At 26.6% G+C, this 696-nt stretch carries 2 protein-coding genes; both read right to left on the bottom strand.

Annotated elements, in window-relative coordinates:
* Nucleotides 1–343, bottom strand: a 343-nt coding sequence (locus tag HMPREF9441_RS18695; protein WP_172634990.1) for a hypothetical protein, incomplete at its 3' end; no start/stop codon positions are given.
* A 124-nt stretch (nucleotides 344–467) separates the two neighbouring features.
* Nucleotides 468–696, bottom strand: a 229-nt coding sequence (locus tag HMPREF9441_RS18765; RefSeq protein ID WP_008623299.1) for a hypothetical protein, incomplete at its 5' end; no start/stop codon positions are given.

Below are 696 nucleotides of genomic sequence, written 5' to 3'. Positions count from 1 at the left end.
CATATCTAAAATAGAGAATTCCATCACGCACAGCTGTAAGGATTTTCTTTGTTCTTATCCCTCCTTGTGGGTGTCTAAAATATATTTTCATAAATAAATGCTTATTTTTTACATAGAAAAAGCCTCGATAAGATAGTTTAGAAATATGTTTATATTCTTTTCTGTTTTCTGAAAATAGAAAGATAATTTTTCCATCACAAGAAAATCTACAAAAGAAAGGATGATTCCTATTTTTTAAAGTTAAATCCTCTATATTATAAATTTGAGTAGTATCTATTAGTGAAAAAATATTTTCCGTAATGATTATATCATTACAATTTTTATATCTACTTCTATTCATCATTTGGCAAGAAAAAGTATTTGCCAATACTGAGACGAAAAATAATATATAGAAAACTTTTCTTACCATGATGTAAAAGGATTATAAGTTCTATACTGATAAAAAGGTTTCCAATTTTGTATAAAAACTATTGTTGATTGTATTTTGCATTGATAGGAGTTAACCTTATACTCTTTTCGCACTCATCTTCATACCTAAAATAGAGAACTCCATCACACACAGCTGTAAGGATTTTCTTCGTTCTTATTCCTCCTTGTGGGTATTTTACAAACGTTTTCAAGATTAAAAATCTATTTCCTATATAATAACTTCCTCTTTCATACTTTTTAGGAGTATTTTTATACCTATTTTCATTA

It is taken from the genome of Paraprevotella clara YIT 11840 (genome assembly GCF_000233955.1).
In the GTDB taxonomy this organism is placed as follows: Bacteria; Bacteroidota; Bacteroidia; order Bacteroidales; family Bacteroidaceae; genus Paraprevotella; species Paraprevotella clara.
The sequence above is the reverse complement of the archived record's forward strand: the minus strand, read 5'-3'. Positions and strand labels throughout refer to the sequence as shown.